The organism is Bulleidia sp. HCP3S3_C9 (assembly GCF_052064035.1).
Lineage (GTDB): Bacteria > Bacillota_I > Bacilli_A > Erysipelotrichales > Erysipelotrichaceae > Bulleidia.
In genome coordinates this window covers 1-541 of the sequence record NZ_JBQHWJ010000134.1, presented here as the reverse complement: position 1 = coordinate 541, position 541 = coordinate 1, and the positions used below count along the sequence as shown (strand labels likewise).

The window sequence follows — 541 nt, the reverse complement described above, 5'->3', positions numbered from 1 at the left end:
TCTGTCATTTGTGATTCCCTCCAATGGATTGTATGTATCTATGTAATTCATTATACAGCCGCAGCTGCATAAAAGCACATCACGATTGTAGGTATCTCTGATGGCAGTTCTGTATTTTAATTTGTTCAGCTTTCTTTTTTTCAGTCTGTCCCGTGCTTCTTTTGAGTAGTCTTTTTTTCTTTCTTTTCCCAGAAGTTCATGAATATGATTCAAGAGATCCTGACACTTGTTGTTGTAGAAGCCATAATATCTGATCATGCGGAAATGCTTTTCAGGAACATGGATGAAAATTTTCTTCAGCAGTTCACGGCCGGATTCCTTGACAGTTATACGTTCTTCAGTTTTATGATCATCATAATACCAGACGACCTCATGAGTTGCTTTATCAAAAGAAGTGATTCTGCTTTCAGCCATGGCAGGACGGGATGCATAGCGCATCATGTAATTGACACAGCCTTTGATGTTTTCTGTATGGGTGGTATCAGAATCTTCAGATGATCTGTCAGATTTGGCATAGACGTAGAACCCTTTATCATAGCTT

General features: G+C 38.8%; 1 protein-coding gene. It reads right to left on the bottom strand.

The window, feature by feature from the left end; genetic code table 11:
* The coding region (locus ACTND6_RS11120) for a transposase (protein ID WP_441045118.1) at positions 1-541 on the bottom strand (541 nt) is incomplete at both ends.